General features: G+C 76.4%; 17 protein-coding genes. All 17 read left to right on the forward strand.

The annotated features are described in order from the left end of the window. Nucleotides 1–6: 6 nt before the first annotated feature. Genes FHX75_RS03465 through FHX75_RS03545 form a run of 17 tightly spaced genes read left to right on the forward strand, consistent with a single transcriptional unit; the run spans nt 7 to nt 26,692 of the window. The gene (locus tag FHX75_RS03465; protein WP_088961863.1) at nt 7–525 is read left to right on the forward strand and encodes a phage tail protein; all 519 of its coding nucleotides are present in this window, start codon (nt 7–9) and stop codon (nt 523–525) included. Next, complete coding sequence (locus tag FHX75_RS03470) at nt 522–1,223, forward strand: hypothetical protein (RefSeq protein ID WP_154936624.1); 702 nt, start codon at nt 522–524, stop codon at nt 1,221–1,223. Before FHX75_RS03465 ends, FHX75_RS03470 begins: the two co-directional genes overlap by 4 nt. Continuing rightward, nucleotides 1,220–1,981 carry a hypothetical protein gene (locus FHX75_RS03475; RefSeq protein ID WP_154936625.1) on the forward strand — a complete coding sequence of 254 codons (762 nt, stop codon included), beginning with the start codon at nt 1,220–1,222 and terminating at the stop codon, nt 1,979–1,981. Before FHX75_RS03470 ends, FHX75_RS03475 begins: the two co-directional genes overlap by 4 nt. Next, on the forward strand, nt 1,978–3,264 hold the full coding sequence (locus FHX75_RS03480) for a Pvc16 family protein (protein WP_154936626.1): 1,287 nt from the start codon (nt 1,978–1,980) through the stop codon (nt 3,262–3,264). Before FHX75_RS03475 ends, FHX75_RS03480 begins: the two co-directional genes overlap by 4 nt. Next, nucleotides 3,264–5,099 (forward strand): ATP-binding protein, encoded by a 1,836-nt coding sequence (locus FHX75_RS03485; protein ID WP_154936627.1) that lies wholly within the window; start codon nt 3,264–3,266, stop codon nt 5,097–5,099. The genes FHX75_RS03480 and FHX75_RS03485 overlap by 1 nt, the downstream gene beginning before the upstream one ends. Continuing rightward, the gene (locus FHX75_RS03490; RefSeq protein WP_154936628.1) at nt 5,096–5,338 is read left to right on the forward strand and encodes a hypothetical protein; all 243 of its coding nucleotides are present in this window, start codon (nt 5,096–5,098) and stop codon (nt 5,336–5,338) included. The genes FHX75_RS03485 and FHX75_RS03490 overlap by 4 nt, the downstream gene beginning before the upstream one ends. Then, a complete protein-coding gene (locus FHX75_RS03495) occupies nt 5,335–12,885 on the forward strand; it encodes an eCIS core domain-containing protein (protein WP_154936629.1) in 7,551 nt (2,516 codons plus the stop codon). Before FHX75_RS03490 ends, FHX75_RS03495 begins: the two co-directional genes overlap by 4 nt. Further along, entirely contained in the window at nt 12,882–13,538 is a 657-nt protein-coding gene (locus FHX75_RS03500; protein ID WP_154936630.1) for a hypothetical protein, read from the forward strand. Before FHX75_RS03495 ends, FHX75_RS03500 begins: the two co-directional genes overlap by 4 nt. Beyond that, the gene (locus FHX75_RS03505) at nt 13,535–13,963 is read left to right on the forward strand and encodes a hypothetical protein (RefSeq protein ID WP_211364310.1); all 429 of its coding nucleotides are present in this window, start codon (nt 13,535–13,537) and stop codon (nt 13,961–13,963) included. The genes FHX75_RS03500 and FHX75_RS03505 overlap by 4 nt, the downstream gene beginning before the upstream one ends. After that, nucleotides 13,956–15,107 (forward strand): hypothetical protein, encoded by a 1,152-nt coding sequence (locus FHX75_RS03510; protein ID WP_154936631.1) that lies wholly within the window; start codon nt 13,956–13,958, stop codon nt 15,105–15,107. The genes FHX75_RS03505 and FHX75_RS03510 overlap by 8 nt, the downstream gene beginning before the upstream one ends. Beyond that, a complete protein-coding gene (locus FHX75_RS03515) occupies nt 15,104–15,607 on the forward strand; it encodes a phage baseplate assembly protein V (RefSeq protein WP_154936632.1) in 504 nt (167 codons plus the stop codon). Before FHX75_RS03510 ends, FHX75_RS03515 begins: the two co-directional genes overlap by 4 nt. Beyond that, a complete protein-coding gene (locus FHX75_RS03520) occupies nt 15,607–15,951 on the forward strand; it encodes a hypothetical protein (protein ID WP_088961873.1) in 345 nt (114 codons plus the stop codon). The genes FHX75_RS03515 and FHX75_RS03520 overlap by 1 nt, the downstream gene beginning before the upstream one ends. Further along, nucleotides 15,948–16,310 (forward strand): GPW/gp25 family protein, encoded by a 363-nt coding sequence (locus FHX75_RS03525; protein WP_088961874.1) that lies wholly within the window; start codon nt 15,948–15,950, stop codon nt 16,308–16,310. Before FHX75_RS03520 ends, FHX75_RS03525 begins: the two co-directional genes overlap by 4 nt. Continuing rightward, complete coding sequence (locus FHX75_RS03530) at nt 16,307–18,685, forward strand: baseplate J/gp47 family protein (RefSeq protein ID WP_154936633.1); 2,379 nt, start codon at nt 16,307–16,309, stop codon at nt 18,683–18,685. Before FHX75_RS03525 ends, FHX75_RS03530 begins: the two co-directional genes overlap by 4 nt. Further along, nucleotides 18,682–21,141 (forward strand): putative baseplate assembly protein, encoded by a 2,460-nt coding sequence (locus FHX75_RS03535; protein ID WP_154936634.1) that lies wholly within the window; start codon nt 18,682–18,684, stop codon nt 21,139–21,141. The genes FHX75_RS03530 and FHX75_RS03535 overlap by 4 nt, the downstream gene beginning before the upstream one ends. Beyond that, nucleotides 21,138–23,261 (forward strand): phage tail protein, encoded by a 2,124-nt coding sequence (locus FHX75_RS03540; RefSeq protein WP_154936635.1) that lies wholly within the window; start codon nt 21,138–21,140, stop codon nt 23,259–23,261. Before FHX75_RS03535 ends, FHX75_RS03540 begins: the two co-directional genes overlap by 4 nt. Further along, nucleotides 23,258–26,692: a DUF6519 domain-containing protein gene (locus FHX75_RS03545; RefSeq protein ID WP_154936636.1), complete on the forward strand. Its 3,435-nt coding sequence runs from the start codon at nt 23,258–23,260 to the stop codon at nt 26,690–26,692. The genes FHX75_RS03540 and FHX75_RS03545 overlap by 4 nt, the downstream gene beginning before the upstream one ends. The last annotated feature ends 151 nt before the right edge of the window (nt 26,693–26,843 follow it).

Below are 26,843 nucleotides of genomic sequence, written 5' to 3' on the forward strand. Positions count from 1 at the left end.
TGAGTCATGGTGCAGTTCGCCGTCAACCCGACCCGGTTCGACCCGTACAAGAACTTCAAGTTCCGGGTCAAGTGGGACGGCAGGTACGTGGCCGGGGTGAGCAAGGTCAGCGCGTTGAAGCGGACCACCGAGGTGGTCAAGCACCGCGACGGCGGCGACCCGTCCACCAGCCGCAAGTCGCCGGGGCGCAGCGAGTTCGAGGCGGTGACGCTGGAGCGGGGACTGACCCACGACGCGGAGTTCGCCGCGTGGGCCGGGAAGATCTGGGCGCTGCACGCCGGGCTCGGCTCCGAGGTGTCGCTGGCCGACTTCCGCCGGGACATCACCATCGAGCTGCTCAACGAGGCCGGCCAGGTCGCCCAGTCGTACCGGCTGTTCCGGTGCTGGGTGTCGGAGTACCAGGCGCTGCCGGAGCTGGACGCCAACGCCAACGCGGTGGCGATCGAGCACATCAAGCTGGAGAACGAGGGCTGGGAGCGCGACGAGGCGGTCGCCGAGCCGGCCGAGCCCCGGCTCGGGTCGTGACCGGAGGGCGGCGGCTGAGCGAGGCGGAGCTGGTCTCCGCCTGGGATCACGCGCTCGACCGGCCGGCGGCAGACCGTCCGCTGCTGCTGCTCGACCGCCCCGACGCCGACCGGCTGCCGGTGGGCGCGGTGGCGGCCCTGCTGCTGCGGACCGCGGGGGACTGGACCGGCGGGCGGGTCGAGACCATCATGGACTGTCCGGCCTGCCCGGAACGCCTCGAGGTGGGCTTCACCGTGGCCGAGCTGCTGGCCGCCGGGCCGGAACCGGCCACCGGCACGTTCACCCTCGACTGGCGGGGGCACCGGCTGACGCTGCGCCTGCCCACCCCGGCCGACCTGGCCGAGGCGGCACGCGCGGGTGACCCGGCGGCCGCCGAGCGCCGGCTGCTCCAGCGCTGCCTGGTCGCCGCCGAACCGCCGGTGGCCGAGCCGGCCGAGCTGCTGCCCGCCGTGTCGGCCGCGATGGCCGAACGGGACCCGCTCGGGGTGGTCGCCGTGGCGCTGACCTGCCCGGCCTGCGGCACCGGAGCCGAGGCCCTGCTGGACCTGCCCGCCTGGGCGTGGCAGGCCGCCGACGCCCGGGTCCGGCGGCTGCTCGGCGAGGTGCACCGGCTGGCCCGCGCGTACGGCTGGTCGGAGGCGGAGGTGCTCGGCCTGGGCCCGCACCGCCGGGCCGCGTACCTGGAGCAGGTGCCATGACGGGCTACCTGGCCGCGCTGGCCGCCCTGGCCGTGGGCAGCGCGCACCGGCTCCAGCCGCGCACCCTCGGCCGGTTCGAACCCGAGCAGCCCGAGCCGGGCGGCGGGTTCGAGGCGTACGACCTCGAGCGGGACGCCCCGGTCCCACCGCGCCCCGCGACCCGTCCGGTGGCCGCGCCGCCGGCGCCGCCCGCCGGCCCCACCGTCGCCGCCGCACCGCCGGCAGCATCCCCGGCGGCGCCCCGGCCGGCGGCGATCGCCGCGCCCGCGGGTGATCCCGTCGCGGCGGTCGGACCCGCCGCCCTCGCCGCCGCGCCGAGCCAGGAGGCGTCGCCGCGTCCGGCCGCGCCCGAGCCGGTCACCCGGGAGGAGACGACGCGGGTGGTGCGGGAGGTCACCCTCGACCGGGTGGTGACCGGGCCCCCGCCGGCCGGGCCGGCGGCCCCGCCGCCCCCGCCCGCCGCACCGGCCCCACCGCCGCAGCCGGCACCGCCCCCGGTCACGGCGACCGTGGTACGCCCGGCGCCGCCCGCCCCGCCGACCCGCGTCGCACCGGTGACCCGGGCCGCCGTCAGGGCGCCGGAGCGGCCCACCGTGCATGTCCACATCGGTCGGATCGACGTCCGGCTCGCCCCCGGCCAGCGCCCGGTCGCCGCCGCCGGGCCGCCGGTCCCGCCCGCCGCCCCGCCACCCGCCGCCGAGCCGGGGCCGGCCCCCGAGCTGGAGGCCTACCTGCGCGACCCGGGAGGGCCACGATGAGCACCGCGTACGCCCTCGCCGCGGTCACCGCGGTGCTGCGCGGCCAGCTGATGGCCTACCTGCGCGCCACCGGCGCCTCCTCGGCCGTGGGTGGGGTCACCGTGTCCGCCGGCCCGCCCGACCGGGTGACCGTGGGCAACCAGGAGGGCAACCAGGTCAACCTGTTCCTGAACCGGGTCACCCGCAACCCGTCCTGGGCCAACCTCGGCCCGCCGCCGCGCGACGCGGCCGGCGACGACGTCGCCGCTCCGCCGCTCGGCGTGGACCTGCACTACGTCGCGAGCGTCTACGGCCACGATCCGCTGACCAGCGAGATCCTGCTCGGGCACCTGCTGGCGATGCTGCACGAGACGCCGGTGCTCACCCGTACGGCGATCCGCCGGTCCCTCGCGCCCGACCCGCCGGACCCGACCCTGCCCGCACCGGTCGCCGACTCCCGCCTCGCAGAGCAGTTCGAGCAGCTGCGGATCGCCACCACCAACAGCCCGGGCGGGGAGGAGACCTTCCGGCTCTGGTCCGCGTTCAGCGCGCCGTACCGGACCAGCGTCTTCTTCGACGTCTCGGTGGTGCTGATCGACCCGGTGCGCGGCGCCCGGGAACCGCTGCCGGTCCGCGCGGTCACGGCCGGCACCGTCGACGTCGCCGGGCCCGAGGTCGACCAGGTGCGGGCGGACGGCCCGACCGGCACCCCGGTCACCGCCGGGGCGACCCTGGTGGTCACCGGCCGCAACCTGTCCGGCCGGGACACCCGGATCCGGATCGGCGCGGCCAGCGCCAGCCCGGCGTCCGCCACCGCCGGGGAGCTGCGGGTGCCGCTGGCCGCCTTCGACCGGCCGGTGCCGGCCGGGATCTCCGGACTGGTCGTCACGCACGCGGTCGACCTCGGCGACCCGCCCAGCCCCCGGCCGGCGCTCAGCTCCGACGCGGTGCCGGTCACCTACCGCCCGCTGATCACCGTCGCGTCCGGCGACGTGGTGGTCGATTCCACCCGCACCGTCGACGGCGTGCCGCTGCGCACCGGCGCGGTCACCGTCACCGTCGACCCGCGCGTCGGCGCGACCCAGCAGGTGACCCTCTCGCTGACCGGCGGCACCGGCACCGTGCTGCCCGCACCGGCCGGCAACGGCGTCGCGCCGGGCGCCGACAGCACCGACCGGATCCGGTTCGGCTTCCGCGACCTGCCCGCCGGCACGTACCTGGCCCGGCTGCGGGTGGACGGGGTGGACAGCCCACTGACCGCCGACCCCTCCGGCCGGTACACCGGACCGTCGGTGGTGCTGTGATGCCCGCCCCGCGCCCCGCCGCCCGCTGGCCCGCCCCGCCGGTCGCCGCCACCGCCGACGACGGGCTGCCCGCCGAGGTGGACCGGATCCGGCTGCTGCTCAAGGGCGAACCGGCGGACCCGCCGTCCGCCGGCTGCCCCGCGCTGGACCGGATCGCCGCCGGCTTCGGGCTCAGCGGGTTCGAACGCGACGTCCTGGTCGCCGCGATCGCCGGGGAGCTCGGGCTGCTGGACCGTCCGCCCAGCTTCGCCTGGTGCCTGGACACCCTGCCCGGCCCGCACTGGGACGCGCTGGCCGCCGCCCGGCCGCTGCGCGCCGCCCGGCTGGTCGAGCTGGGCGAGGGGCCGCTGCCGCACGCCCCGGTCCGCCCCGACGAGCGGATCCTGCACGAGGTGCGCGGCGCCGGCCGCCTCGACGAGCGGCTTCGGCCGTACCTGGCGGACCTGCCCGCCCCACCGGCCACCCTGCCGGCGAGCCGGCGACGAGCCGCGACCGAGCTGGCCGAGGCGTGGCAGGCCGGCCGCCGCGCGCTGCGGATCTGCGGGCCGGACCGGGCCGACCGGACCGACGTGGTCGCGCTGGCCGTCACCACCGTGCGGCGTACCGGTCACCGGGTGTCCGCCGTCGACCTGCCCCGCGCCGTCACCGACCGGGACGCCTTCGCCCGGCTGTGGAACCGGGAGGTGGTTCTGGCCGACCCGGTCCTGGTGGTCGAGCTGACCGGCGACGAGCCGCCCGAGCTGGTGACCACCGTGGAGTACCTGCTGGCCCGGATCGTCGGTGACGTCCTGGTCTCCACCCCGCGGGCCGTGCCGCTGCACGGGGTCGGCGTCGGGCCGGTCGTGGACCGGCCGACCCGTGACGAGCAGCGGGAGCTGTGGCGGCGGGTGCTGCCGGGCCGCGCCGGCGGGCCGGCCGCCGCACTCGCCCGCGAGTTCGACCTGGCGCACAGCGACATCCTCGCCACCGCCGGGCGGCCCGGCGCCGATCCGGTCACCGCCGCCCGCGACCTGGTCCGCGCCGGGGTACGCCGGGACCTCGACGGCCTCGCCGAGCGGATTGAAGTCCGGGCCGGCTGGGACGACCTGGTGCTGCCCGCGCCGGCGCGCGAGCAGCTGCGCCAGCTCACCGCCGCCGCCGCGGGCCGGGTGCTGCTCGCCGAGCGGGGCTTCGGGCTGCGCACCGCCCGGGGGCTGGGCGTCACCGCGCTGTTCGCCGGGCCGAGCGGCACCGGCAAGACCCTCGCCGCCGAGGTGGTGGCCGGCGCGCTCGGCCTGGACCTGCACCGCATCGACCTGGCCACCGTGGTGAGCAAGTGGATCGGGGAGACCGAGAAGCAGCTGCGCCGGATCTTCGACGCCGCCGAACGCGGCGGCACCGTGCTGCTCTTCGACGAGGCCGACGCGCTGTTCGGCCGGCGCTCGGAGGTGAAGGACAGCCACGACCGGTACGCCAACATCGAGGTGTCGTACCTGCTGCAACGGATGGAGCAGTACCGGGGCGTGGCGGTGCTGACCACCAACATGCGCACCGCGATCGACCCGGCGTTCCTGCGCCGGCTGCGGGTGGTGGTCCCGTTCGGACACCCCGGCCCGGCCGAGCGGGCCGACCTGTGGCGGCGGGCCTTCCCGCCCGGGCTGGCCACCGACGGCCTCGACCGGGCCCGGCTCGCCGAGCTGGACCTCACCGGCGGGGACATCCACACCATCGCCCTGCGCGCCGCGCTCGTCGCGTCCGGCGACGGCGCCCCGGTCGGGATGCGACACGTCCTCGACGCGGTCGCCGCCGAGTACGCCAAGCACGACCGGCCCGCGGACCCGGGGCTGTGGACATGAACATCGAGGTGGACGTCCGCGAGCTGGTCCTCACCGGGGTCGAGGTGCCCGACCCGGCCGCGCTCGCGACCGCCGTGACCGCGGCGCTCACCAGGCTGCTCACCGACCGGGGCCTGCCGAGAAGCGGCCCCGCGCCCGGGCCGCTGCGCGCCCGCCCGGACGCCGACCTGCCGGCCGCCCTGGCCGAGGCGATCTGGGCCGGGTTGGGCCGCCCCGGACACCCGGAGCCGGGCCGATGACCGAGCGCGAGGCGGCGGTCCACGCCGCGCCGGGCCCGGACCGGGACGACGCCCCGGCGCGGGACGAGGCGCTGGCCGCGCTGACCAGTGACCTGGTCGGCCGGTGGGCTCCCGCGCTGGGCCTGCGGCCGGACGCCGTGCGGGTGCACCTCGGCGACGCCGGGCGCCGGGCCGGCAACCACGGCGCCCGGGGCCTCTTCGCCGACGGGGCGCTCTACCTGGCCCCCGGCTTCGACCCGCAACGGGCCGCCGGGCGGGCCCTGCTGGCCCATGAACTCGGGCACCTGGCGCAGGCGAGCGCGGCGCCCGGGGCGTACCCGAACCGAACCGACCCGGAGGCCGAGGCCCGGCAGCTCGCCGAGGCGGCCGCGGCCGGCCGGCCGCTGTGGGCGCCGGCGGCGCGGCTGCCCACCGGCGCGGTCGCCGCCGACACCGGCGCCGTCGCCACCGCCCCGTCGCCCCCGGCCAGCACGGCGGCGGCGAGCGAGACCGAGACCGGGCTGCTGGAGTCGCAGCTCAGCGAGATCGTCGACCGGCGCTACCGCGCGGAACGGGCCCGGCTGATCGACCTGCTCGACGGGTTGTGGGTCTCCGGCGACGACGTGCGGGGCTGCCTGCGGGTGCTCGACACGATGCCCTTCCTGGTCGCCCGTAACCTGGTGCACAGCCTGCCCGCGAACCGCCGCACCGACCTGGCCCGCAACCTCGACGACGACCACCACCGGCTCTACCCGGGCGCCGCCCTCGCCGCGCTCGGCGGCCAGACGCCCTACCTGCTGCGGGTCCTCGAAGCCGGCAACGTGCACGGCCTGAGCACCGAGGGGCTCGGCCCGGTCGAGCGGCGCACCGCGCTGAACGTGGTGCGCGCGCTGCGCGACAGCGTCCTGCGGGAACTGCTCAACGGCGACCGCAAGGTCTTCTTCCACGCCCTGATGGCCGAGCGGACGCCGCGCGGCACCGACGCCGTCGCGCTGCGGGCGCAGCTCACCGCGCTCGGCGGGGTCGACGACGAGAGCCGGCGGCTGGACGGGGACGCCGACCTGCGGACGGTGTCGCGGCGGGCCGAGCGGCTGATCGGCGAGCACCGGGCCGCCGAGGCGCTGGACCTGCTCGCCGCGCTCGCCACCGCGCCGCCCACCGCCGGCGGCGCGGCCGCCACCGCGCCGAGCGGCGGCGCGGCCGGCGCGGGTACGGCCACCGCCGGCCCGCCGGAACCCGGTGCGCGGCTGCGCCACGTGGTACGCCGGCTCGACGAGGCCGGCCGGCTCGACGCGCTCCTCGACGATCTGCCGTGGGAGGAGAAGCGGATCGGCGCGACCCTCGGCCCCCGGCTGCTCGTCGTCCTGGCCGCCCGGGAGGAGCACCAGAACCTGACCCGGATCGAGGGGCTGCTGTCGTACGGGGTCTTCGACTGGGCGATCCGCGACCACGAGGCTCGCTTCGCGTACCTGCTGGTGCGCAGCCTGCCGCTGGCCGCGCAGGACCGGTGGCGGCGGCTGGAGCAGGGCCGGTGGTTCGCCCGGCTGGAGGAGAACATCCCCGCCGAGGACATCCTCGGCGGCCGGTACACCGGGGTGGGCAGCCTCGCCGAACCGCTCGACCCGGCCCGCCGCAGCGCCGGGCAGGTCGACGCCGGTCGGGTCGTCGAGGAGATCCACCGGGAGGTGCAGGCCGGGTTGGACGGCGTGCGGGCGGTCGCGCTGGTCCGCCGGCTGATCGGCCTCGACCAGCCGACCGGCGCGGTGACCGGCGGGGCGGCCGCCCGGGGCCGGGAGACGCTGCGCACCGCCGTCCACCGGCTCGACGCGCTGCGCGACCTGGACCGGATCCTCGACGCGCTGCCCGACGCCCACCTCACCCACGAGATGTGGCGGACCGAGGTGCTGGACCTGCTGGCCCTGCGGGACCCCGCCCACCTGGAACGGCAGGCCCGCCAGCTGCTCGCCGTCGGCCTGACCGACTGGGCGGTCAACCCGCGCGAGGCGTGGCTCGCCTTCCAGCTGGTGCGGAACCTGCCGGTGGCCGACCAGGCCCGGCTGGAGGCCGAGGACCCGGACCGCTGGGCCCGGATGCGCTCGGCGATGACCCCGGAGATGCGGGCCTCCCTGGCGGTCACCGCGATCTCCGGCCCGCGCCGGATCGAGGCCCGCGACCAGCTTCGCGACCGGCTGCGCGACGACCGGCTGTGGCGGGCGGACCGGGCCACCGAGCTGCGCTCGCTGATCGTCCAGCTGTACGCCCTCGACGACCGCCGCTGGGTGTTCCTGCGCTCCCGCGACGTCCGGGCCGACCAGGTCCCCGGCCTGCGCGAGCTGGTCGACCAGCTGCGGCTCTACCACGCCCGGCTGCGGCCCTCGTTCGAACCCGAGACGCTGCGCACCGACGACGCGCCCACCGTGGTCGGCGACCTGGCCCGGCTGGTCGCGGTCGGGCTGAAGCTGCTCTTCCTCAGCCGGACCGGGCTGAGCATGTTCACCCAGGAGGTCACCCTCCGCGAGCTCGACCTGCACGACGCCCAGTGGATCAGCGGCGACCTCGGCGGCGCCCGGCTGAGTGACACCGACCGCGCGCAGACCAACCACCTGTCCGCGTCGGTCGACGCCCGGCAGGGCATCCTCCGCGTCCGGCTGCCCCGGCTGGAGCTCGACGGGTTCAACCGGACGTTCACCGGCAGCTCCCTGCGCACCGGCCGGGTCGTCCTCACCGGCCTGGACATCGTGGCCTCCTTCTCCGACCGGGGCTACGAGCGGCCGGTCGGCGCGCAGGCCGGGATGACCGGGCTCAGCGTCTCCGACGTGGTCTACGCCAGCGACTCGCTGCCGGGCGGGATCCTCGGGCTGACCCGCTTCGGCCTGTCCAGCCTGGCCTTCCGGGCCGGGGCGACCGGTCGGGAGGACGTCACCGAGCCCAGCCGGCGGGGGTGGATCGGCATCCCGCTGATCGACCCGCTGATCCACCTGCTGCACAACGTGATCTCGTTCTACGGCGGCCTGCCGTTCCTGTCGAAGATCAGCGACGCGCTGCTCGCCCCGTACACGGCGGGGGCGCCCTTCCTGGCCCGCCAGTTCGCCTCGCTGAGCGCCGGGGAGATCTTCACGCCGCTGGCCAACGCCACCATCGGCCTGCTCACCGACGGGGTGATGCGCCCGCCGCGCACGGTGGGGGAGCGCGCCACCGACGCGGTCGCCATGCTGCACTCGCTGCGGGTCAGCTTCGCCGGCGCCACCGCCGAGGGGCTCTCCTTCGCCGGGATGCAGCAGGTCGGCCGGATCGAGGTCGGCCGGACCCTGATCGGGCTGGGCAACAGCCTGCCGGCCCGGCTGCGCGCCGAGCAGGAGTCGCTGCGGGAACGGCTCGGCCGGGCGACGGTCGCCGAACGGGCCGCGTTGCAGGACCGGCTGAGCCGGGTGACCAGGCAGCTGACCGAGCTGGAGCCGCTGGAGCGGGAGCTGCACCGGCTGGAGGCCCGACACCGCTGGAACGCCGAGTCGCTGACCGAGCCCGAACGGCGTCGCCTGGTCGCGCTCTCGGACCAGCTCCGCCAGACGGCGGGCGGCACCCTGGACATCGGCGGGATCCGGGTGACCGGGCTGACCGGCCGGGTCGAGGCCGCCGGTCTGGAGATCGACCCGATCCACGCCGAGGGCTCGGTGCCCTCCCGGTCGGGCGAGTACCTGCCCGACGACGAGCTGATCGCCCGGTTCCGCCGGGACCGCACCGCCCCGGACGCCGCCACCCTCGCCCGGGGCAGCACCGCGTCGGTCACCGCCGCCGGCGTACGGCTGCTGCCCGGTGCGGACGGGCAGCCCGCGCTCCGGGTCACCGCCGCCGAGCTGCCCACCCGGGAGCAGGTCGCCGCCCAGCTCGGCGCGCTGCCCGACGAGCCGCAGTGGGCGGCCCGCCGCGCCGAGCTGACCCGCTGGCTGACCGACCTCGACCGGCTGCGCGTCCTGGCGGCCCGCCCCGCCGAGCCGGTGGACGCGGCGGGCCGGTACGTCCCGGGTCACCGCAGCGCGGCCGAGGAACGCGAGTTCCAGGAGCTGCGGGACCGGGCCCGGCGGTACTTCGGCCTGTCGGTCGGCGGGCTGACCGTCAGCGGGCTGAGCGCGGGCCTGGACCCGGCCACCCTGGGCGCCGAGATCCGGGTGGCCGAGGTGACCGCCACCGACGTCCGCAGCGGCGCGACCACCGTGGACCGGATCGAGGCCCACCGGCTGCGGGCCCGCGCCGACCTGGACGTCGCCGGCGGCGGCCTGCTCCCCGCCGAGCTGAGCGGCCCGGCCACCGAGGCCGGCCTGCCCACCGGCCGGGCCGCCGTGGGATTCGGCGTCGGCGACCTCACCGTCACCGGGCTGTCCGGCCCGGGTACGACGGCCGGACGGATCGCCTTCACCGCGCCCGCCCGCGCCGACGGCAGCCCCGGCGAGGCGATCCACGGCCGGGTGGTGCCGCAGGGCGACGACCTGCGCCTGCCCGACCTGGTCGTGGAACGCACCGAGCTGACCGGGGTCACCATGCGGTCGGCCACCCGCAGCCTCTACTCCCGGGGCAGCACCCGGATCGGCCGGATGAGCCTCGACGTGCTGGTCCGCACCGCGCCCGCCGCCACCGGCCGGCAGGTCCGGGGCGCGCTGATCCGCACCATGGTGATCGACCGGATCGACGCCGACCGGATCGGCATGGACGTCACCGACCCGGCGCCCGGCTACAGCGTGGAGGTCGTCTCCGGCGCGCTGGTCGGCGTCCGGGTGCAGGACCTGGAGCTGGACCTGTCCGGCGAGGAGATGACCTACTCGGGCCGGCTGAGCATCGGTCAGCTCGACCAGCTCCGGTTCAGTGTGCTGTCCCGGGCGCTGCAGGGCGGCCCGACCACCATCACCGGCACGGTCGGCGGCCAGCCCGTCGGCCCGGCCGCCGCCGCCGTCACGGTGGACCTGATCCGGGCCGGCGCGCACCGGGTCGACCCGGCCACCGGCCGGATCCTCAGCGACCCCACGGACAGCCAGCAGATCACGCTCAGCGGGGTCACCCTCGCCGACACCACCCTGCGCACCCCCGACGGCTCGGTCACCGTCCGCCGGGCCGGGCTGGGCGGCCGGATCGTCACCGAGCAGGCCGGCGGGCTGCGGTTCGAGGACATCGGCCCGTCCCGGATCGAACTGTCCGGCATCGACTGGCGGGCCGGCGACGGCCGGATCGTCTCCCACGGCCCCACCGTGCTGGACGGTCTCACCGTCACCGGCCGCTGGGACAGCGCCCCGGAGCGGACCGGTCCCGACGGGCAGGTCCGGCCGCCCGGCGACGCCGAACTGCTCGTCGAGCGCCTGCACATCGACCGGATCACCAGCCGGGACCTGCGCTACCGCAGCGGCGTGCTGGACGTCGGCCTGGGCCGCCCGGTGCCCACCCCGGCCGGGCAGCCGAACCTGCCGCCGCTGGAGATCCTCGACGTGAACGTGCGCGGCCTGCGCTGGTCGCGGGCGGCGGGGCTGGTCGCCGGCCGGATCACCACCGGCGCCACCCGGCTGGAGATCGCCGGGCGGGTCGACGCGGCGCTGCGGGTCGACGCCGCGCTGTCGGCCGCCCAGATCACCCTGGCCTTCGGCCGGGGCGGCCACGTCGAGGCCCGGGTCACCGGCGCGGAAGGGCACCTGGGCACCGGCCCGACCCCCGGCGAGCACACCCAGCACGTCCACTTCGAGGGCCTGGACACCGGACTGGTCAGCATCCGCCCGGACGGGATCGACATCGGCGCCAACGGCGGCCCGGGGCTGCGGCTGGCGACCGTGTCGGTGGACGCGCTCAACTGGCAGGGCCAGTCCATTGGCCTGCGCATCCGGCCGGGCGAGGGCGCCATCACGCTGCTCGACATCCGGGCCCGGGCCCGGATCGACCTGCACCCGCCGGGCACGCCCGGCGGCCGGTTCCGCCGGCTGCTGCTGCGCGAGCTGGTGGTCGGGCAGACCCGGGCCAGCGGCCTGCTGGTCGACCTCGGCGACGGCACCACCATCCGGCTGGCCGCCGACCGGGAGACGGTCCTCGGCGAGCTGCGGCTGCGCCCCACCCCACCACTGGACGGCTTCCTGGTCGAACCGACCCACACCGCGCAGGGCATGCGCATCATCGGCGGGCTGGACCTGGGCGCGATCAGCGCACCCCGGGTCGGCTTCGACATCGGCACCTTCCTCTCCGGCGGCACCGCCGACTTCGGCGCGGCGGGGTTGGCCGTGGACTTCCTCGACCACGGCGGCCTGCGGCTCAACCTGCGCCAGCCCACCCTCACCGCGATCCGGGCCCAGGTCACCGCCGACGCCCGGCGGGAGCTGCGCCTGCTCGGCGCGCCCGCCGGCCGGCCGGAGTACGGCCTGCGCTTCACCTCCATCGGCTACGAGCAGGGCCCGACCCCGGAGGGCGTCGGCCCGAGCGCCACCCCGCCGCCGGCGCCCGAGCGCCGGATCACCGCCACCGGCGGCGAGATCAGCGGCCTGACCTTCGTCGACCACGGCATCGGCCTGTACGTGTTCGTGCAGCGCGGACTGCTCCCCGACCTCACCCACGAGATCACCTCCGGCGCGGGCGAGCTGCCCTCCCTCGACATCCGCGACGCCACCTTCGCGCTCGACCTCGGCATGCTGCTGGGCGGCGGGCCGAGCCCGACCCCCGCCCCGACCACCAGTCAGCAGCGCCGCCGGGAGATGGCCGCGGCCTGGGACGGGCTGCTGCGCGTGCTAAACAAGTACCACCTGGGCGAGGTCCTCGACAGCCTCAACGGCCGGCTGGACTTCGACGTGGTGCACTCCGGGTTCGTCTGGGGCGAGCGGACCTGGGAGGCCCGGCTGGCCTTCCACGACGGGGCGCTGGACTACCGGCGGATGACGGGCGCGCTGCCGTGGTGGACACCGGGGCGGTTCACCATGGAGGGCGAGGAACTCGTCTACCAGGTGACCATGCCCGCCGTGGCGGACCCGTCCGGGCTCGGCCCGCAGGAGCCGAACACCGTCGACCTGCTGCGCTGGCGGCTGCCCACCGGCGAGGTCCGACCGGCCCGGGAAGAGCACCTGATCCGGTTGAACCGGCTGCTGCGGCCCACGCCGGAGTCCCGGGACGAACTGCTGCACACCATCGCCGACGTCCAGAGCGACCAACCGTCGCCGCCCGGACGGCTGGCGATCCGCAACATCGACGCCGACCTGTCGGTCAACAACCCCCGGGAGATCACCCTCCCGCTCGGCGGCGCCAACGAGATCGTCCTGGCCCCCGACGCCCTGCTCGGCCTGCGGATCGGCGGCGGGATCAGCCGGGCGGCCGACGGCAGCGACCAGCCGGGTGCGCTGCGGCCCATCTCCCTGAGCAGCGCGACCGTGGCGCGGGTGAACCTGCTCTTCACCGGTCTGGAACTGCAGACCGGTCAGATCCGGGTCACCGACCTGACCAACTGCTCGCTGACCTTCGACGGGCTCAACCCCCGGCAGTTGCAGGGGCGGATCACCCGGGCCGTCGCGGAACGGATCCGCTGGCGCCGACCCTCGACAGGAGGCACCCCGTGACCAGTCCGCTCAGCCCCCGCCTGCTCCGCGCCGGCCTGGTGGTCCTCGACCCGGACAGCGGCCGGACCCGGCGGGTGATCACCCTGCAGTACAACCCGGACGCGCTGACCCGGGGCTTCCAGCTCAAGACCGGCGGCGCCGAGGGCGGCGCGAAGGGCGAGGCGCTGCGGATCACCGGACCGCCGGTGCAGACGCTCACCCTGGAGGCCGAGCTGGACGCCGCCGACCAGCTCGCCGAACCGCGGTCCAACGCCGACGCGGTGGAGCTCGGCCTGACCGCGCAGCTGGCCGCCCTGGAGTCGCTGGCCTACCCCAGCCTGACCGCCGTGCAGGACGCCGCGGCGCTGCTGGCCGCCGGAACCCTGGAGGTGGTGCCGCCACCGGCACCGCTGGTGCTGCTCGCCTTCGGGCGGCGCCGGCTCTGGCCGGTACGGATCACCGAGCTGACCATCACCGAGGAGGCGTTCGACCCGATGCTGAACCCCATCCGCGCGAAGATCCGGCTGGGCCTGCGGGTGCTGACGGTCAACGACGTCGGCACCGCCGGCCGGGCCGGTGGCCTCGCCATGGCAGCCCACCAGCAACTCGAACAGCTCGCCGGCCGGGCGCGCGGCGGCCGGCTGACCGACCTCGGAATCGACCGGCTGCCGTGACCGCGCCGCAGCCACCCGAGACCGACCCGGCCCTGGTCGCCGCCCGTAGCCGGGTCGCCGAGACGCTGCTCGCCGCGACCGGCGGCAGCACCGCCGGCGTACCGGTGGCGGGCACGCTCGCGCCGGAGAGCCGGTACGCCACGGTGGGCACCGCGGTGACCGTGGACCCGGACACCGGGCAGGAGGTCGTCCACCTGCGCCGCCGGTTCGTGCCACCCGCCGACCGGCTCGCCACCGCCGGCTGGGAGCAGGTGGCCGACGGCGACCGGGTCGACCTGCTGGCCGCCCGTACGGTCGGCGACCCGACCGCGTTCTGGCAGCTCTGCGACGCCAACGGCGCCTTCGACCCGGCCGAGCTGGAGCAGCCGGGCCGGGTGGTCCGGGTCGCGCTGCCCGAGGGGTTCCCCGGAGCCGGCGATGCCTAGGGGAGTGCGGCTGCAACTGCTGGTCGGGCCGCTGACCTTCGGGCCGGCCCCGTACCAGCTCGTCGAGGCGTTGCAGGAGGCGCAGGTGACCCAGAACGCCGGCCAGCGTTCCGGCTTCCAGCTGCGGTTCGCCCTCGGCCGGGGCTCGCTGGTGGAGCGGATGCTCGCCGACGGCAGCCTCGACCCGCCGACCCGGGTGCTGCTGGTCCTGCACCTGGACGGCCGCCCGCAGGTGCTCTCCGACGGCGTGGTGACCCGCCACGACGTGGCCCGCAGCAACGAGGCCGGCGCGTCCACGCTGACCCTGACCGGGGTCGACGTGAGCCAGATGATGGACCTGATCGACCTGTCGGGACTGCCCATGCCGATGCCCGCCGAGGCGCGGGTGCTCACCCTGCTGGCGCCGTTCGCCGCGTACGGCGTGGTGCCGATGCTGGTGCCCAGCGTGCTGGTGTTCGCCCCGAACCCGATCCAGCGGGTCCCGGCCGTGCGCGGCACCACCTTCGCGTACGTGTCGCAGCTGGCCGACGAGGTCGGCTACACCTTCTACGTGGAGCCGGGTCCCACGCCCGGGATGAACACCGCGTACTGGGGGCCGGAGGTCCGGGCCGGGCAGGCGCAGCCGGCGCTGACCGTCAACGCCGACGCCTTCTCCAACGTGGAGTCGCTGTCCTTCTCGTTCGACGGCGTGCAGAAGACCGTCTACCTGCTCACCGCGTTCCCGGAGCAGGTCCGGGTGCCGATCCCGCTGCCGGTGCCCGACGTCAGCCCACTGAACCCGCCGCTGGGCCGCAAGATCCCGATTCCGCTGTCGTACCGGCGGATGAACATCGGCCGGGCGGACCCGAGCCGCACCGACGACGCCACCGCCCGGATGGACGTGGTGCAGACCCTCGCCCGGGGCCTGGCCCGCGCCGCCCAGTCGGCGAACGTGATCACCGGCTCGGGCTCGCTGGACGTGCTGCGCTACGGCCGCCTGCTGCAGTGCCGCCGGCTGGTCGGGGTGCGCGGCGCCGGACGCGCCTACGACGGCGAGTACGTGGTGAAGAGCGTGACCACCACGGTCAAGGCCGGCGAGGTCAAGCAGCGGTTCAACCTCAGCCGCAACGCCCAGATCTCCACCTCGGGAAGGGTCGACGCATGACCAGGTACTACGGCAAGTATCGCGGCACGGTGGTCAACCACATCGACCCGTTGCAGCAGGGCCGGATCCAGGTGACCGTCCCCGACGTCACCCTGCCGCCGTCCACCTGGGCGATGCCCTGCTTCCCGCTGGCCGGCATCCAGTCCGGCATGTTCGCGGTGCCGCTGCCCGGCACCGGGGTCTGGGTGGAGTTCGAGCAGGGCGACTCCGACCATCCGATCTGGACCGGCTGCTGGTACGGCTCGAAGGCGGAGATCCCCGCCCTGGTGTCCGCCGCCCCGCCACCCACCCCGCCGATCGTGCTGCAGACCCCCGGGCAGGCCACGGTGATGGTCTCCGACGCCCCGGGCCCGGCGGGCGGCATCCTGCTCAAGACGCTCACCGGGGCGATGATCTCGATCAACGACACCGGGATCGTCATCTCCAACGGCAAGGGCGCCTCGATCACCCTGGTCGGGCCGACCGTGGCCGTCAACCAGACCGCGCTGACGGTGACCTGATGCCCGGCCCGCTGCTGCACGTCGGCGCCGTGCTCTCCTGCCCGCACGCCGGGCCGGTCACCCCGCAGACCGGCAACTCCCGGGTGCTGGTGGGCGGCCTGCCGGTGGTGACCGCCGCCGACGCGTACCCGGTGACCGGCTGCCCGTTCCAGGTGCCGGTCGGCGCGGGCACCAAACCCCAGCCCTGCGTCCGGATCCAGTGGACCACCCCGGCGGCGCGGGTGCTGGTCAACGGCCAGCCGGCGATGCTCGCCGTCAGCGTCGGGCTGGGCGTGAGCGCCGAGGGCATCCCGCAGGGGCCACCGACGGTGGCCGGCTTCCAGATCAGGGCGGTGGCGTCGTGACCTACCCGGCCTTTCCCTGGCGCCCCGACAACCGGGGCCGCTCCGGGCTGGCGAGCCCGCAGCGGCACGTCGCCGACCTGGTCGAGGCGGTGCTGTTCACCTCGCCCGGCGAGCGGGTGAACCGGCCGGACTTCGGCGCCGGCCTGGGCCAGCTGCTCTTCGCCCCGGTCGACGAGGCGGTGGTCGGCGCGGCCGAGTTGCAGGCCCGCAGCGCGTTGCAGCGCTGGCTCGGCGAGCTGATCGAGGTCGACGACGTCCGGGTCGACCTGGCGGAGGCCACGGTCCGGGTGCACGTCGGCTACCGGCTGCGCGCCACCGGCCGGCCGGCCGAGGTCGCCATCGTGAGGGGGAGCAGATGACCGTACGGTGCACCGACGACGAGCGCCGGGCCGAGGTGGCCCGCCCGGGCAGCGGGTTCAACGGCATCGACTGGGTCGAGGTGGACGCGGCCGACCAGAAGCTGCTGCGGGTGGGGTTCCTGCACCCGCTGCCGGGCCAGCCCGACGGGGTGCCCACCGGCGCCGCGCTGGCCGCCGGCAACGTGGTCGTCGACGGCGGGGTGCGGATCACCGGCGTCCGGGTGGTCAGCGTCTCCGCCGCCGGCGCGGAGCTGACCGTCCGGGTGGACCGGGCCGGCGACTTCTCCCCGTACACGCTGCGGCTGGTGCGCTCCGCGGTGGACGACCGGGTGCCGGCCGGCTTCGACCCGGTGCTGGCCGAGGCGACGTTCTCCTTCAAGGCGAACTGCCCGAGCGACCTGGACCCGGCCCCGGCGGCCCCGGCCGGGCCGGCGCCCCGCCCGGCCGGCGCGCCGGCGGACTACCTCGCCAAGGACTACGCGGGGTTCCGGCGGCTGATGCTGGACCGGGTGGCGGCCCTGCCCGGCTGGGCGGAACGCAACCCGGCCGACCCACTGATCACGGTGGTGGAGGCGCTGGCGCACGTCGCCGACCGGCTCTCCTACCGGCAGGACGCCGCCGGCACCGAGGCGTACCTGGGTACCGCCCGCAGCCGGATCTCGGCCCGCCGGCACGCCCGGCTGCTCGACTACGCCGTGCACGACGGCTGCGCCGCCCGCGCCTGGCTCAGCGTGCGGGTCACCGCCGGTTCGGACGCCGAGACCCAGGGCATCCCGGCGGGCACCCCGGTCCTGGCCGCCGACCGGGCCACCCCGGCGGTGCCGGCCGCCGACGCGGTGGCGCTGCTGGCCGGCGGTGCCACCGGGTTCGAGACGCTGACCGCCCTCACCCCGCGGGCCAGCCGCAACGAGATCGCCCTGCACGTCTGGGGCGGCCGGGACTGCTGCCTACCCGCCGGCGCGGTCGGGGCGACCCTGCTCGACCAGCCGGCCACCGGCCTGGCCCCCGGCGACCTGCTGCTGCTGGAGGAGGTGGTCTCGCCGGAGACCGGGCGCCGGGCGGACGCCGACCCGACGCGGCGGCAGGTGGTCCGCCTGACCTCGGTACGCCCCGGCACCGACCCGGTGGCGCGGGTGAACGTGCTGGAGGTCGGGTGGAGCGCCGCCGACCGGCTGGCCTTCCCGCTCACCGTGACCGCCCCGGTGGCCGGCTCCGGCACCGACCACCTGGTCACCTGCGCGGTCGCCCGGGCCAACGTGGTGGCCGCCCAGCACGCCATCCAGGTGCGCGGCCAGCTCCCGCCCGCGCAGGAGACCCGCTGGCGACCGCTGCTGACCGCCGAGCCGGTGGCCGCCGCCACCCCGTTCCCCGCCGACACCCCGGCCAGCCAGGCGCTGACCCAGGACCCGCGCGCCGCGCTGCCGCTGATCCGGCTGGAGACCACCGAGGGCAGTTGGCGGCCCCGCCGGGACCTGCTCAACGCCGACCGGTTCGACCAGGGGTTCGTGCCCGAACGCGAGGGCGACGGCCGGGTCGTCCTGCGCTTCGGCGACGACGTGTCCGGTCGCCGCCCGCCGGCCGGCACGGTGTTCGAGGTGACCTGGTGGCGCGGCGGCGGTGCGGCCGGCAACCTCGGCCACGACGCCCTGACCACCCTGGTCACGGACCGCTCCGGCGTGCTCGCCGTGACCAACCCGCTGCCCGCCGTCGGCGGCACCGACCCGGAGGACACCGAGCACGCCCGCCAGCACGCCCCGGTCGCCTTCCTCACCCAGGAACGGGCGGTGACCACCGCCGACTGGGTGGCCGCGGCGCTGCGCCTGCCGGAGGTGGACAACGCCACCGCCCGGATCCGCTGGACCGGTTCCTGGTGGACGGTGTTCCTCACCCTCGACCTGCGCGGCGGGCAGCGGCTGGACGGCGAGCCCGGGCTGGCCCGCCGGCTGGCCGGGCGGCTGGACCGGTTCCGGGTGGCCGGGTACGACCTGCAACTGCGCGACCCGGTCGACCTGCCGGTCGAGCTGCGGCTGTGGGTGTGCGTCACGCCCGGGGCGTTCCGCTCCGACGTGCGGCGGGCCCTGCTGGACCTCTTCTCCGACCGGGACCTGCCCGACGGGAGCCGGGGCTTCTTCCACCCGGACCGGTTCAGCTTCGGCACGCCGCTCTACCTCAGCCAGCTCCTCGCCGCCGCCGTCACCGTCCCGGGCGTCACCGACGTACGGGTCACCGAGGTGCACCCGGTCGGGGTGGCGCCCGGCGGCGAGCTGACCGCGCGGGTGCTCCGCGCGGGCGACACCGAGGTGATCCGCCTCGACAACGATCCCAGCGTGCCCGAGCACGGCATCCTGCACCTCGACCTGGTGGGTGGACTGTGACGACACGAGCGGGCCGTGAGCCCAACCCGCCCGGCCGGGCCGGCGTGAGCTACCGGCTGGGCCGGCAGGCGGACTTCGCCGCCGACATGCTCGCCCGGCTCGGGGCCCGCCCCGAGCTGGCCGGGCTGACCACCCGCGAGGTCGACGACCCCGCCGTGGCCCTGCTGCACGCCTGGGCGACCACCCTGGACGTGCTCGCCTTCTATCAGGAGCGGATCGCCAACGAGGGTTTCCTCGGCACCGCCACCGAGCGCGGCTCGGTGCTGCTGCTGGCCCGGGCCATCGGCTACGAGCTGCGGCCCGGTGTCGCCGCGACGACCTGGTTGTCGTTCACCGTCACCGCCACCCCGGGCGCGCCGGACGGGGTGCCGATCCCGGCGGGCAGCCAGGCGCAGAGCGTGCCCGGCCCCGGCGAGCTGCCGCAGGTGTTCGAGACCGTCGAACCGCTGGTCGCCCGGCCGGAGCTCAACGCGGTGGGGCTGCGGGTCACCGAGCCCCGGCCGCCCCGCCCCGGCGACGAGACGCTGACGCTGGCCGGCGCCGACACCGTCCTGCCGGCCGGCGGCGTGCTGCTGGTGCTCGGCCCGGACTGGTTCGACGTGCGGCGGGTCCGGGCCGCCACGGCGGTGCTGCCCGCGCCGCAGGCCGGCGGGGACGGCCGGCAGGTGGTGCCCGCGTACACGGTGGTGACGCTGGACGCGCCGCTGGTCGGGCAGGTCCTCCCGGTCGAGCTGCGCCCCCGGGTCACCGGGGTGCAGGTGCACCTGCTCGCTCAGCGGGCCGCGCTGTTCGGCTTCAACGCCCAGCCGTGGTCGGCGCTGCCGGTGGCGCTGCGGGTCGGCGAGCTGAACCCGGGCACCAGCAACCAGGTGCTGCCCGGCGCGTACGCCGCCCGCAAGGACAGCTGGGCGGACGCCCCGCTCGCCGCCGCGGACCGCAACCTGCACCTGGACCAGTCGTACCCGGCGATCCTGGCCGGCTCCTGGGTGGTGCTGGAGACCGCCGGGGCGGCGCAGGTGCGGTGGGTGAGCGCGGTGGCCGAGGTGCCGGTGGCGGACTTCGGCATCGCCGCCCGGACCACCCGGCTCACCGTCACGGGCGGCGACTCGAACACGTTCTCCCGGCGGAGTACCACCGTGCTCGGCGACAGCCGGCAGCTCGCCGTCGCCCCGCGACCGGAGACCGCCCCGCTGGCGAAGGTGGCCACCCTGGAGCTGGCCCGCCCGACGCCCGGCCTGGAACCCGGCCGCCGGCTGGTGCTCAGCGGCGTCGACCCGACCGGCGCGGCAATCTCCGAGGTGGTCACCGTGCTGCGGGTACGCGGCCCGTCCACGGTGGACCTGGACAGCACCGTCGCCCACACCTACCGGCGGGACAGCGTCCGGGTGCTCGGCAACGTGGCGAAGGCGACGCACGGCGAGAGCCGGGCCGAGGTGCTCGGCGGCGGCGACGCCCGGCAGGCGTTCCAGCGGTTCACCCTCCGGCACGCGCCACTGACCCACGTACCCGCCGCCACCGCCAGCGGGGCGCGCACCACCCTGGCCGTCTGGGTGGACGGGGTCCGCTGGCAGGAGGTCCCCGCGCTGCTCGGCCAGGCGCCCACCGCCCGGGTCTACACCGTCCGCCGGGCCGACGACGGCACCGTCACCGTCACCTTCGGCGACGGCAGCACCGGCGCCCGGCTGCCCACCGGGCAGGACAACGTGGTGGCCACCTACCGGTCCGGCATCGGCCGGTCGGCCGACCTGGCGGCGGGGCGGCTGACCATCCCGCTGTCCCGCCCGCTGGGCCTGATGGAGGTCACCAACCCGGTCCCGGCGGCCGGCGCCGACGACCCGGAGAACGTGGACCGGGCGCGGCGCAACGCGCCGCTGGCGGTGCGTACCCTCGGCCGGGTCGTCTCCCTCGACGACCACGCGGACTTCGCGCGGGCCTTCGCCGGCGTCGGGAAGGCCCGCGCCGACCTGGTCTGGGACGGCGAGCGGCAGATCGTCCTGCTCACCGTCGCCGGGCCGGACGGCGCCGCGATCCCGGACGGCGCGCAGCTGCGCACGGACCTGCTCCGCGCGCTGGACGCCGCCCGGCAACCCGCCGTGCCGGTCCGGATCCTCGGCCACCGCCGCCGCCGGGTCGCGGTGACCGCCCGGCTGCTGGTCGCCCCCGGGCACCGCTTCGTCGCGGTCGCCGCCGCGGCCCGGGCGGCCCTGGTCGCCGGCCTGTCCTTCGACGCCCGCGACTACGCCCAACCGGTACGCGCCAGCGAGGTGCAGGCCCTGCTGCACCGGGTGCCCGGGGTGGCTGGCGTGGTGCTGGAACTCCTGCACGACGCGGAGCTGCCCCCGGGCCGGGCGGACGTGATCGGGGCCGCGCCGGCCCGCCGCGCCGGCGACCTGCTGCTCCCCGCCGACCTGCTCACCGCCGACGCCGGCGACGTCACCCTGCTGGAGGCATCGTGAGGGCCGAGGAGATCTGGGGGCTGCTGCCCGCCGCGCTGCGCAGCGAGGACGAGGCCGCCGGGGGCGTGCTGCGCGCCCTGGTCGAGGTGATGGCCGAGCAGGCCGCCCTGCTCGGCGCCGACGTCGACCAGCTCTCCGACGACTGGTTCGTGGAGACCTGCGCCGAGTGGGTGGTGCCCTACCTGGGCGAGCTGGTGGGCGCGGGCCGGCTGCACCCGCTGCCCGACGCGGCCGCCTTCTCCGACCGGGCCCGGGTGGCCGACACCATCCGGTTCCGGCGCCGCAAGGGCACCGCCGCCGCGCTGGAGGAGCTGACCCGGGCGAACACCGGCTGGAGCACCGCCGCCGTCGAGTTCTTCGAGCGGCTGGTGATCACCCAGCACGTCAACCACCCGAAGACCGCGCCGGCCACCGCGGCGATCCGGGACGCCGGGCCGCTGGAACTGGTCGGCGGGCCGTTCGAACCGGTCTGCCGCACGGTCGACGTGCGGGCGATGGGCGCCGGCCAGGGCCGTCCGAACATCCCCAACATCGGCATGTACGTGTGGCCGCTGCCGTCGTACCGGCTGGACCGGGCCACCGCCGCCCCGGCGGCCGACCCGCCGGACGGCCGGTGGTGGATCGAGCCGGTCGGGGTGGGCCGGCAGCTGACCGGGCCGACCGTGACCGAGCCGGACATCGACCACCGCGCCGACGAGGCGAACGTGCCGGGCCCGTTGCGCCGCCGCCCGCTGCGCGACGAGCTGGCCGCGCTGGGCTCCGCCGCGCCGCCCGCCCCCGAGGAGCTGCGCTGGTTCCGCGAGGACGACCCCTCCTTCGTGGTGTGGATCCAGCCGACCGCGGCGGACGAGTTGCGCGCCGTATCCCTGGAACACCTGCGGATCTGCGACCTGACCGGGTGGGAGCTGCCCGCCGGCAGCCTGGTCCGGGTCGACCCGGTGCTCGGCCGGGTCACCGTCGCCGCCGGGCGGCCGGTGCACCGCCTGGCGCTCTCCTGGTGGTACGCGTTCAGCGCCGACGTCGGCGCCGGCCCGTACCCCCGCCGGGGGGACCTCGGCGCGGCCGACGGCCCGGTGGACTGGCAGCTCGGGGTGAGCGCGACGGAGCTGCCCCGCGCGGGCGAGGTGGTCGCCTCGCTCGGCGAGGCGGTCACCGCCTGGCACGACTGGCAGGCGGCCCATCCCGGTACCGCCGGCCGGATCGTGCTGCTGGACAGCCACCGCTACGCCGAGACCGTCGCGGTGCGCGTCGGGCAGGGCAGCCGGCTCACCCTGCTGGCCGCCCAGTGGCCCCGGCCGCCGGACCGGCCCCGCCGGCAGACCGACCTGGACCCGGTCGGCGTGCGGCCCTGCCTGCTGGGCGGCCTGTCGGTCACCGGCGCCGGCGCGGGGGACCGCCCCGGCGAGCTGGTCGTCGACGGCCTGCTGGTGGCCGGCCCGGTGACGGTGGCCGCGCCGTCCGCCGGCGGCCCGGGGCTGGGCCGGCTGGAGCTGCGGCACTGCACCGTCGGGCCCGGCGCGACCGGGCTGTCCGTGGCGGCCGGCAACGAGGGGGTCGAGGTGGCGCTGCACCGGTGCGTCACCGGGTCGCTGGCCGTCGGCGACGGCCCGCTCACCGTCACCGACACCCTGGTGCACGGCGGGATCGGCGCCGCGGACGCGGAGGTCGAGCTGGCCGGGGTGACCGTGCTCGGCGCGACCGGCGCGCGGGTGCTGACCGCCACGGACTGCCTGCTCGACGGGGTGGTCACGGTGGCCCGCCGGCAGCAGGGGTACGTGCGGTTCAGCTACCTGCGGCCCGGTTCGGTCACTCCGCGCCGCTACCGCTGCCAGCCGGACCTGGCCGTGCAGGCCCACCCCGGCGACCCGGACGTGGCCACCCGCGTCGGGCCGGCCTTCGCCAGCACCCGGTACGGGGACGCGACGTACGGCCGGCTCGCCGAGACCGCCGCCGCCGAGCTGCGCACCGGCGCGGAGTCCGGTGCCGAGATGGGCGCGTTCCGACGCGCGCTGACCCCGCAACGCCTCAACAACCTGGCCCTCGCCCTGCGGGAGTACCTGCCGCTGGGGCGGGTGGCATCTCCCTTGCCCGTGCTGCCGACCGGAGGAACCACACCATGAAGGGCGACATCAGCCGCTCGACGTTCGACCAGCGGCGGCACGCGACGAGCGTGCGCAAACAGCAGGGCCGGGTGGACCTGGACGCGGACTGGAACGAGCAGCAGGACATCCAGGCGCACCTGCGGGCGACCGCGCTGGCCGACCTGGTCGGCCCGGCCGGCGCGCCGCTGGCCAACGGGGCGTTCGCGCTGACCGGGGGCGGCGGCGACCTGAAGCTGTCGGCCGGCCGCTACTACCTCGACGGGGTGCTCTGCGAGAACGACGCGCAGGTCTCCGTCTTCGCCCAGCCCGACCTGCCGGCCGCCGGCCCGTTCGTGCGCAAGCTCGACGGCACCTGGCTGGCCGCCGGCGCCGCCGTCCCCGCCGGGGTCTACGTGGCCTGGCTCCAGGCCTGGTCGCAGCACGTCACCGCCATCGAGGACGCCAGCCTGCGCGAGGTGGCCCTGGGCGGCCCGGACACCGCCACCCGGCTGCGCACCGTCTGGCAGGTCCGGCTGGTGCAGGCCGGTCCGCCGAACACCCCGGTGGGGTGCGCCGACACCCCGCCCGGCTGGGCGGAGCTGACCGCCGCCTCGACCGGCACCCTCGCGGTCCGCGCCGATCCCACCGGCGCTCCGGGCGGCGACTGCGTCATCCCGACCGGTTCCCCGTACACCGGGCTGGACAACCAGTGCTACCGGGTGGAGATCCTCGCCGGTGGCGCTCCCGGCGCGGCGACCTACGTGTGGTCGCGGGACAACGGCTCCACGGTGGCGACCTGGGAGAGCATCGACGTCGACGTGCTCACGGTGAAGGTGCCCGGCCGCGACGGCAGCGCGGGCTTCGCCAACGGGTCCTGGGTGGAGCTGACCGACGACACCCGGGAGCAGAACGCGACGCCGGGCACGCTGGTGCAGGTCGACCGGGTGGAGGGCGACCGGATCGTGATCCGCCCGGCCACCGCCACCGGCAGCCTGAACCGGGCCGACTTCCCCCGGCGGCCGCGGGTGCGCCGCTGGGACGGCCGGGGCACCGTCCCCGCCGGCGGCGCCGAGCTGGACCTGGAACTCGGCATCAAGATCCGGTTCGGCGCGGCGGGCGGCTACCGGACGGGGGACTGGTGGTCCTTTCCCGCCCGCTCGGCGGTGCACGACGTGGAGTGGCCGAGGACCGGCACGACGCCGGTGCCGCAGACCCCGCACGGCCCGCGCCGGGCTCACGGCCGGCTGGGTGTCCTCGGGTACGACGGCAGCCAGTGGAGCGTGCTGCGCGACTGCCGGCCGGTCTTCGCCCCGCTGACCGGTCAGGTGACCCTGAGTTTGCTCGGCGGGGACGGCCAGGAGGCGGTGCCGGTGCCGAACAGCCCGGCGACGCTGGTGCCGCTCGGGCACGACCTGGTGGCGGGCGTCTCCACGGGCGGCCAACCGGTGGCGAAGGCGCGCGTGCGGTTCACCGTCACCACCGGCCAGGGGAAGCTGACCGCCGGCGCGACCACCGCGAGCACGGTCACCGTGGAGACCGGTACGGACGGCCGGGCCCGCTGCGCCTGGCAGCTCGACTCGGGCACCGCCACCCAGGTGGTGACCGCCCAGTTCCTCGACGAGGCGACGCAGCCGGCGCACCTGCCGCTCACCTTCACCGCAAGCCTCTCCCGCGCCGACCGGGTGTCGTACGACCCGACCGGGCGGCCGTCGCTGGCCGGGGCGACCACCGTGCAGGCCGCCATCAACCAGCTCGCCGCGGCCAGCACGGGCGGCTGGGCGACGCTGACGCTGCGGCCGGGCATCGACTGGGTGCAGGCGTTGAACACGCTGCCCGCCGAGGACGCGCTGATCTGCTTCGCGCCCGGGCTCTACACCAGCAACACGCCGGTGACCTTCAGCAACCGGGCGAACATCCGGCTGCTCGGCAGCGGGCCGGCGAGCCGCATCCAGGTGCAGGGCCACGAGTACGCGCTGCTCTTCGCCAACTGCGGCTCGGTGTCGGTGTCGCACCTGTTCGTGGAGACCCCGGGGCCGGCCGACAGCTCGGGGCGGCTCGGTCCGGTCAGCGCGATCAACTGCAAGGAGGTGACCGTCGAGCACGTCCGGCTGGCCGGGGTCGCCGGCGCCGCGCCGCGCAGCACCTGCCTGACCGTGCGCAACGACCAGGGCACCCCGCCCGGCCGGGTCCGGGTGCTCGACTCGGACTTCCTGATCGGTCACGGCCAGCAGGGCGTGCTCCTGGTCAACCCGGACCACGCCATCGTCACCCGGTGCCGGTTCAGCACCCCGCCCCGACCGCTCTCGCTGACCCTGCAGGAGCTGGTCAAGGACGAGAAGTTCCGCGGCGAGCTGGCCACCCAGCTGGTCGGCCGGCTGGCGCTGGACCGGGCGGACCGGCTGGAACGCGGCGACTTCAACACCGTGGTCCGGGTCGGGCAGTGGGGCGTGCGGATGAACTCGACGGTGCCGGAGAGCGAGTGGAAGACCCTGGCCGCCCTGCACCCGCCGACGCCGGAGGACCTGCGCTCGGACCAGAGCGCCGGGGCGTACCTGCACCGGCTGGCGGACCTGGCCGCCGCGGACCCGGGCCGGCTGCCCAGCTACAAGCGGCAGCTCACCTCGCTCAAGGGCCGCCTCGGCGATGCCGCCGGGCGGATCTTCGACACCGACGAGGGCCGCAAGGCGCTGCGGGACTACCTGGTCGGCGAGGGCGTCAACGTGCGCCGGGCCGACGACATCGCCCGGGACCGGCGGAACGTCGCCCTGCCGGCGCCCGGGGCCAGCCTGCGCTTCGACTCCGCCCTGGCCCAGGGCGCCTGGGAGACGGCGCTGGCCGCGTCGCCGCCGTCGCGCCCGGTGCAGACGCCGTCGGCGGCGGCCAAGCACCTGCGTTCGGTCGCCGACCGGATCCTGCTGGAGCCGGCGTTCGGCGACCGGTACGCCGCCGGGTACCGCAAGGAACTGGCGGCCGCGGCCGAGGCGTCGATCGGGGCCTGCGGGGTGGTGATCGGCGGCGGCACGGCCGTCGGTGACGTGGAGGTCTCCGACTGCCGCTTCGACCAGGTGGCCGAGGGCGTCCACATCGGGGTGTCGTACCACCCCGGTCCGCCCATCCAGGGCCGGACGATCCGGGTGACCGGCAACGACATCCACCTGGTCAAGGCCTGGTGGCGGGGGGAGGGCACGATCCGCGGCATCAAGATCGGCAGCATGCGCAACGTCTTCGTCTCGGACAACCGGATCTCCGTCTCCGGCGGCACCGGCCTGGGGATCTGGGCGTTCGCGGCCGGGGGGCCGATCCTGGCCGTGCGGGACAACCTGGTGCAGAACTGCAACCCCGGCATCATGGTCAACCCGCTCTGGTCGGGCGCCCCGGCGAAGCGCCTCTGGTCGGTGACCGACAACGTGTCGATGGACGGGCAGATCACGGTGGGCGGCGGGGCCCGCAACTCGGGCAACGTGAGCTGAGCTGTCACATGGGTGACTGCGAGGGCTTCCGCGCCGCCCTACGCTTTCGGTGACTGCCACTTAGCACGGTTGCGGATTGCAGATGTGGTCTAGGGGTTCAAGTCCTCTGGTAGTCGCTCAACAAAGGCAAGGCGGGTCCTCACGGGCCCGC

The sequence above is a fragment of the Micromonospora palomenae genome, from assembly GCF_007829925.1.
Taxonomy (GTDB): Bacteria; Actinomycetota; Actinomycetes; order Mycobacteriales; family Micromonosporaceae; genus Micromonospora; species Micromonospora purpureochromogenes.